The 7,335-nt window shown below is 66.2% G+C and carries 8 protein-coding genes and 1 pseudogene; 3 read left to right on the top strand and 6 right to left on the bottom strand.

Annotated elements, in window-relative coordinates:
• The 5 genes and pseudogenes from WAN02_RS22740 to WAN02_RS22720 form a co-directional block, all read right to left on the bottom strand.
• Positions 1 to 587 (bottom strand): annotated as a pseudogene (locus WAN02_RS22740) (thiolase family protein); the annotation flags it as partial.
• On the bottom strand, positions 584 to 1,027 hold the full coding sequence (locus tag WAN02_RS22735; RefSeq protein WP_422266614.1) for an acyl dehydratase: 444 nt from the start codon (positions 1,025 to 1,027) through the stop codon (positions 584 to 586). The gene WAN02_RS22735 and the pseudogene WAN02_RS22740, both read right to left, overlap by 4 nt.
• 8 nt (positions 1,028 to 1,035) lie before the next feature.
• Positions 1,036 to 1,536, bottom strand: coding sequence for a MaoC family dehydratase (locus WAN02_RS22730; protein WP_422266612.1), 501 nt, complete (start codon positions 1,534 to 1,536; stop codon positions 1,036 to 1,038).
• Positions 1,533 to 2,657, bottom strand: a complete 1,125-nt coding sequence (locus WAN02_RS22725) for an acyl-CoA dehydrogenase family protein (RefSeq protein WP_422266610.1) — start codon at positions 2,655 to 2,657, stop codon at positions 1,533 to 1,535. The genes WAN02_RS22730 and WAN02_RS22725 overlap by 4 nt, the downstream gene beginning before the upstream one ends.
• Before the next feature lie 13 nt (positions 2,658 to 2,670).
• Positions 2,671 to 3,849, bottom strand: a complete 1,179-nt coding sequence (locus tag WAN02_RS22720; protein WP_422266608.1) for an acyl-CoA dehydrogenase family protein — start codon at positions 3,847 to 3,849, stop codon at positions 2,671 to 2,673.
• 143 nt (positions 3,850 to 3,992) lie between these two features.
• Here WAN02_RS22720 and WAN02_RS22715 point away from each other — a divergent pair, with 143 nt between their 5' ends.
• Positions 3,993 to 4,859: a TIGR03619 family F420-dependent LLM class oxidoreductase gene (locus WAN02_RS22715; protein WP_422266606.1), complete on the top strand. Its 867-nt coding sequence runs from the start codon at positions 3,993 to 3,995 to the stop codon at positions 4,857 to 4,859.
• A 3-nt stretch (positions 4,860 to 4,862) separates the two neighbouring features.
• Here the strand turns inward: WAN02_RS22715 and WAN02_RS22710 are convergent, their stop codons facing one another.
• Positions 4,863 to 5,600 (bottom strand): glucose 1-dehydrogenase, encoded by a 738-nt coding sequence (locus WAN02_RS22710; protein ID WP_422266604.1) that lies wholly within the window; start codon positions 5,598 to 5,600, stop codon positions 4,863 to 4,865.
• 87 nt (positions 5,601 to 5,687) lie between these two features.
• Between WAN02_RS22710 and WAN02_RS22705 the strand changes: the two genes are divergently transcribed.
• Positions 5,688 to 6,161, top strand: a complete 474-nt coding sequence (locus WAN02_RS22705) for a hypothetical protein (protein WP_422266602.1) — start codon at positions 5,688 to 5,690, stop codon at positions 6,159 to 6,161.
• 115 nt (positions 6,162 to 6,276) lie between these two features.
• On the top strand, positions 6,277 to 7,335 hold a 1,059-nt coding region (locus WAN02_RS22700), incomplete at its 3' end, for a nitronate monooxygenase (protein WP_422266600.1).

Here is a 7,335-nt window from a genome sequence, read left to right as displayed (position 1 = left end):
GCTCCAGGATGCGCGCACGCGTTCGTACGCTGGTCGACCGCGATTTTCGCCAGGGCTGTTGGGTCGTAGCCGAAAAGCGCGGCGTACCGCTGCGCGATCTGCGCGTAAGGTCCGTTCTGGCCCACGTTGCCGTACGGAATTTCGAACTCGGCCTGTGGTGAGCCGTACTTGTTGCTGGACGCGCCGAACCACCCGGGCGGCGACGGTGGGTGGCGAGTCGACGTCGGCAGCACCGCCGAACCGGGCACAACCGCGAGCACCGCATCGCACAGACCGAGTTCGACGGCGGCCGCTGCGCGCCACACCATGCCCGCGGATGTTGCGCCACCGAGGTCGACGCGTTCACCGAAATTCACTGGCAGACCTAGATATTCGGCGAGGGTCGCCGGGACGAACATGTCGGATTCGGCCAAGCCGTGGCATATCAGGCCATTGACCACCGCGGCGTCCACACCGGCATCGTCGACGACCATCTTGGCCAGCAGCGCGTACTGGTCGAGGGTGAGCGACGGCGGGCGGGTTTGCTTGCGCTCTGCCGGCAATTCGGCGATCCCGATGATCGCCGCGTCGCCCCGCAGACCCGTCACGGCTGGTCTCCGCGCAGCGGGAGTGCAACCGTGGCGGTGCCCGGCATCAGCACGGTGTCGCCGCGTCGCCCGGCGATTTCCAGGTCGACCAGACCGACGTTGTCGGCCAGCCGCTTTGCGGTCACCGATCCGCCGAAGTTCAGCTCCTCGCCGGCTATGGCGGCCGCCCGGTTCTGCACCGAGTACTCGACCAATCGGCCATGCCCGCCGATCCAGTCGGTGATGGCGCGGGCCAGCAGCGCCGCCTGCAGCGGACCCTGCACGATGACGTCGTCATAACCCTCGACCGTTCGCGCCCAGTCTTTGTCGTAGTGGATCCGGTGACCGTTGTACGTCGCGGCGCTGAAGAAGAACAACTGTCGTTCGTCGGTCGTCACCGCCAGGGTCGGCAAGGTGTCGCCCGGGTGGACGTCCTCGTAGAAGATCTGCTCGTGGGCCACAGCATTCCCTAGGGTCGGGCGATCATGGATGTTGTTGCCTCCGATACCAATTCGCCCCGCTGATTCCGGTAGACGGTTCGCCAGGTGACCAGAACGAACCTGCCGGAACGGCCCTGCTTCTCCACGATCGACTCGATCGTTCGCACCATCTCGATTTCGTCGCGGTGGTACGCCGGCCGGTGAAACGTTGTACTCTCCCCGCCGGCCATGCGCTTGGGAGCACGGGGAAAAGCAAGGCTGCCTGACACGGCTCCGGACGACCCATCCGGCCGCAACCCGTCCAACGGCGTGACCCCCAGAATGGCGTACTGCAGGTAGAGCGGTGGGCAGATGATGTCGCGATAGCCTTGGGTGCGAGCGTATTCGGGGTCGAACCATAATGGATTGTGATCACCGACCGCCGCGGCCCACCGCTGCCAGTCGCGCCGGTTGACTTCACCCGTTGCCGTGGCCGCTATCGTTCCTACTCGCGACGCCGATTCGGCGTCGATCAGACTCTGTTCGTTCACGCCTCGTCCTCCAGCCACGTCGCCGCGACATCCGCCCCGCCGCCCAGTGTCGACAACACCCGGGCCCGTTCGGAGAACAAATGCAGATCGGTCTCGATCACATAGCCCATGCCGCCGTGCAACTGGTGCGCATCGAGCGTGATCAGTTTCGCCGCGGTCGCCGCATGCATTCGGGCAATCGCGGTCTGCCGGGTGGCGGTGTGGCCCTTCCCGATCCAGAACACCGCCGAATGGGCCGCGAGCCGCGCCGCGGCCAGCGCGATGTGCATATTCGCCACCAGATGCTGTGCGGCCTGAAAGGACGCGATCGGGCGGCCGAACTGCTTGCGCGCCATCGTGTAATCGACCGTGCGCTGCAGCGCAGCCTCGCCGACACCGACGAGGTCCAGTGACAGCAACGCCACTGCGGCGTTGGCCACCCGGCGCAGGTCCTGTTCGGCCAGGCCCGCACCGTCGGCCCCGTCCAGCACCGCCGCCGGATCAATCACCTCGACGTCGTCGAATCCGATCCGGAATGTGCGGTGCCCGCCCATCAACCGAAGCGGGTCGATCCACAGGCCCGCTGCGGTCAACGGCACGACGAACGCCATCACCCGCTCCCCGGGCGCGGTTGCTGACACAACGAGGTGATCGGCAAGGTCGGCGTCCGCGACGAAATCGACCGCGCCGCTGAGCCGCCAGCCGCCCCAAGCCTCCGACCGCACACGCAGCGTCGGTGCGGTCACTGCCGCATTGCGCGGGCCCCACAAACACGTTGTGGCACTGATGCTTCCGTCGGCCAGCGAGGGCAGCCATGCCGCATGCTGACCGGGTCCGCCGAGCAGCTGAATCGCCAGCGCGGCCTGCACCGTGCCGTGCACGATCGTCGGGCACAGGCCGCGGCCCGCCTCGAGACAGAAGATGCCGAGGTCGGATAGCGCGCCACCGGCGCCGCCGTATTCCTGCGGAAGCAACAGGCCGAATACGCCGGCGTCCGCCAACGACTTCCACAGCCGGGCGGGCATTGACCGTGGGTCCGCGTCGCGAAGTTCGCGGACCAGGCTTATCGGGCACTCGGCGGCGAACAGCGCGGAGAGCATCGATGCCAGATCTCGCTCGTCCTGATCGGGTAGCAGTTTCACGATGTCGTCACCATCAGCGTCCGTAGGACGGCATGCCGTGGCCGCGCTGCGCGATCACATCGCGAAGGACCTCGTTGGTGCCGCCGCCGAAGCGCATCAACGGCGACACCCGGTAGAGCCGTTCGAATTTCCCGTCCTCGGGCGCGCCCGGGCTGCCGTACGCCAGCAGACCGTCGGGGCCGAGCAGGTCGATGGCCAGATCGGCGATCCGCTGCCGCAATTCGCTGCTGAACACTTTCTCGACGCTGACCTCCACGGTAGGGATCAATCCGCTGTCCAGCAGCGAAGCCGCCTGATACCCCATCAGCATGGCCACCTCGACATCCGCTTCCGCTTGGGCGAGGCGGCGGCCGAAGCCGGCGATCTGCAAGGGCACCGAACCGTCGCGTCGCGGCCGGCCGGCCAGCTCGGTCAGCTCGTCGAGTGCGCGGCGCAGATCGCCCGCATTGGTCAGCGCGCCTCGCTCGAGATCCAGCGCGCCGGTGATATAGGTCCAGCCACGGTTGAGTTCCCCGATCAAGTTGCCGACGGGCACCCGTACCGCGTCGAAGAATACTTCGTTGGTGCGATACCCCGACCATGCGTAGAGCGGACGGATTTCTATGCCGGGCAGATCGGTCGGAACCATGATCACCGAGATGCCGCGGTGCCGGGCCGCACTGGGATCGGTGCGCACACAGAGCCATTCATGCGTGGCACGGTTGGCGACGCTGTTCCAGATCTTGGATCCGGTGATGACCCACTCGTCGCCGTCTTGCACCGCCCGGGTGCGCAGACTGGCCAGATCGGTGCCCGCTTCGGGTTCGGAGTAGCCGACCGCGCAGATCAACTCGCCACGAGCGATCGGCGGAAGGAACTCGAGTTTGTTCTGTTCGGTCCCGTGCCGCATGATCATCGGCGCGACCGAGGTCACCGTGAGGTCCGGACCCGGGACGCCCCAATACTCGAACTCGCGCATCAGCAGGTGCTGGTAGACGGCGCCGAGTCCCAGACCGCCGTAATCCGACGGCCAGTTCAGCCCGAACCAGCCCCGCTCGCCGATCTTGCGCCGGAATGCCGCGACTTCCCGGTCGGACAATTCCTGGCCATGCTCGGCCAGTTCGGACCGCAGCGCGGGCGTGGCGTTCTCGGTGAGGAAAGCGCGCACCTCGGCCAGCCAGGCGTCCTGCGCTGCGTCGAGTTCGAAATCCACCTCCCACTTCTTAGCGCCTCCGCCCCTCCTGCGCCCGCGATTTCGAAAAGGAACATAAAGTACTACGACGTGCCCCTCGACGATCCGCAGTCGGTGTCGGGCAGCCGCCCACGGGTCAGGTCAATGCTCCGGAACGGCGCCTGATGCAGTTCTGGTCTGGCACACCGTTTATGGAGCCGACCGACGCGCTGGCGATCGCGCGAATGCTGGACGAGTGTGGCTACGACGGGGTGATCTGTGCCGACCACTTGATCTATCCACGCAATCTGACATCGCCGTACCCGTCACCGGCCGGACGCCCGCCGTGGCCGGCGGAGACGGCGTGGCCGGATTCGTGGGTGATGATCGGTGCGATGTCATCGATTACCCGACGGTTGCGGTTCTCCAACGCGATTTACGTCGCCCCGTCCCGGCCGCTGGTGGAGGTCGCCAAACAGGTGGCAACCGCGTCGGTCATCTCCGGCGGTCGGGTGTCGCTGGCTGTCGGCGCCGGCTGGATGCGCGAGGAATTCGACCTGCTGGGGCAGGATTTCAGCACCCGCGGAAAGCGGCTCGACGAAATGATCCCGGCGTTACGTGCGCTGTGGCAGGGCGGCTGGGTGTCCTGGAGTGGCCGGCATTACCAGGTACCCGAGTTGATGCTCGAGCCGCACCCGGCGACGCCGGTGCCGATCTTGTGCGGCGGCGAATCGGAGGTGGCGTTGCGCCGCGCCGCCCGGCTGTGCGACGGGTGGGTCGGCACGGCGTACGTCTGGGACGACGCGGTTCGTTACGTGCAGAAGTTGACGGCTTTGCGACGCGAGTACGGACGTGACGGCGAGCCGTTCGAGATCATGCTGGCGCTGCTCGAGGTGCCGTCGGCCGATCTCTACCGCCGCGCGGAAGACCTCGGCATCACCGCGGTGATGTGCGCGCCGTGGATGGCAGAAGGCGTCGGGCCGGACGATCGCGCGGGTTGCCGCGCCGCTATCGAGCGGTTCGCCGAGACCGTCGTCGAGAAGTGCCGCTAGGGGTCAGAACTTGTGCGGGACGTCGTTGACCAGTCCGCCGTCCATCACGAATTCAGCCCCGGTCGCATACGACGATTCGTCGCTGGCCAGGAACAGCACGAAGGTGGCGACCTCCTCGGAGACGCCGGGCCGGCCGAGCGGGACGGTGACCATGTCGTCGGGGAAGTGCTTGGTCATCGGGGTGCGGATGAAGCCAGGGTGGATGGAGTTGACCCGGATGTTCTGCGAGGCCAGTTCGAGCGCGGCGGATTTGGTCAGGCCGCGCACCGCCCACTTGGAAGCGACGTACGGGTGCACCATGACGGCGCCGCGCAGGCCCTCGATCGACGACACATTGATGATGGAGCCGCCGCCCGCGGCCTTCATCGGCTCGACGACGGCTTGGATGCCGTGGAACGTCCCATTCAGGTTGACGTCGATGACCTTGTTCCACTTGTCCACGTTGAACTGTCCGAGCTGACCGAGCGCCACGATGCCGGCGTTGTTGACCAACACGTTCAGCTTGCCGAAGTCGTTGACCGCGGTGGATACCGCGGCGTCCCACTCTTCGGGCTGGGTGACGTCGAGGTGGACGTAGCGCGCCGCGTCGCCGAGTTCGTCGGCAAGTTTCTTGCCGTCATCGTCGAGGATGTCGCCGATCACGACCTTGGCGCCCTCGCCGACCAGCGTGCGAGCGTGGGCAGCGCCCATCCCCCGAGCTCCGCCGCTGATCAGTGCAACTTTTCCGTCCACGCGTCCCATGCCGCGTCACGCTACCGCAGCCGGGCATGAAATTAGAACTTGTTCCACCGGCCCTACGGCGATGGTGAAGTGGGAAACAATCACACGATGAGCGCTACCACTCCCCTGATGACCGCCTGCAGCGGATTCCTCTTCGCCGTGCTGTGGATGGACCTCATGTTCGACGCTCAGGTCCTGGCGGACCGGGATCCTGGCGGTGAACTGCCTGAGTCGGTGCTGGATTCCATCGCGCGTTATTACCGGCGCGCGGTCACCGAATCCCGACCGATGAGCCACCTCATCGCGGTGGTCATGGCGGTCCTACTGGGCGCGTTGGGGTTTCAGGCGGTCGGAGGAAACGACCCGGGCTGGCTGGTGGCGGTGTCGTTTCTGCTGGCGGGCGCGCCGATTCTGGTGGCCGCGACGCATACGGTGCCCAATGCCGTTCGACTCGGCAGCCGTTCTGGCAGCCTGAGCACCCAAACCGCCCTGGCGCGGACCATCTGGCGTGATCATCTGGCTTGCGCGGTCTGCATCTTGGCGTTTCTGGTGCTGCGGGTGGTCCACGACGCCGTGTTCTGAACGGTCCGCGAAAAGCGCTCCTTGCCCGGGTGGTCACAGCCGACCGGATCCGTACTAAACTAGAACACGTTCCAGTTCGCCTACGGCGCTGTAAGCAACCAGATAAGGACCACGCATGCACACTCCCATCTGCGACGAACTCGGCATCGAGTTTCCGATCTTCGCGTTCACGCACTGCCGCGATGTCGTCGTCGCGGTGAGCAAGGCCGGCGGATTCGGCGTGCTGGGTGCGGTCGGCTTCACTCCCGAGCAGCTCGAGATCGAGCTCAAGTGGATCGACGAGAACATCGGCGACCACCCGTATGGGGTCGACATCGTGATCCCCAATAAGTACGAGGGCATGGATTCGCACCTGTCCGCCGAGGACCTTGCCGAGACACTGCGCAAGATGGTGCCCCAGGAGCACCTGGACTTCGGGAAGAAAATTCTCGCCGACCACGGAGTGCCCATCGAGGACAGCGACGGCGACAGCCTGCAATTGCTCGGCTGGACCGAGGCGACGGCCACTCCTCAGGTCGAGGTGGCGCTGAAGCACCCGAAGGTGAAGATGATCGCGAACGCGCTCGGCACCCCGCCGGCCGAAATGATCAAACACATCCACGACGCCGGACTCAAAGTTGCCGCGCTGTGCGGCTCCCCCTCACAAGCCCGTAAGCACGCCGACGCGGGCGTCGACATCATCATCGCCCAGGGTGGCGAGGCCGGCGGCCACTGCGGCGAGGTGGGCTCAGTTGTGCTCTGGCCCCAGGTCGTCAAGGAGGTGGCTCCGGTTCCGGTTCTTGGTGCGGGTGGCATCGGCAGCGGTCAGCAGATCGCCGCGGCTCTGGCGTTGGGCTGTCAGGGCGCGTGGACCGGCTCGCAGTGGTTGATGGTCGAGGAGTCCTCGAACACCCCGGTTCAGCAGGCCGCCTACATCAAGGCCGGCAGCCGCGACACCGTGCGGAGCCGCTCGTTCACCGGCAAGCCGGCCCGGATGCTGCGCAACGACTGGACCGAGGCGTGGGAGGCGCCGGACAACCCGAAGCCGCTCGGAATGCCATTGCAGTACATGGTTTCCGGCATGGCAGTGCGGGCGACCAACAGGTTCCCCAACGAGTCCGTCGACGTGGCGTTCAACCCGGTCGGTCAGGTCGTCGGGCAGTTCTCCAAGGTGGAGAAGACGTCGACCGTCATC

It is taken from the genome of Mycobacterium sp. (assembly GCF_049281135.1).
Lineage (GTDB): Bacteria > Actinomycetota > Actinomycetes > Mycobacteriales > Mycobacteriaceae > Mycobacterium.
Note: the sequence above shows the minus strand (reverse complement) of the source record. Positions and strands in the feature narration are given on the sequence as shown.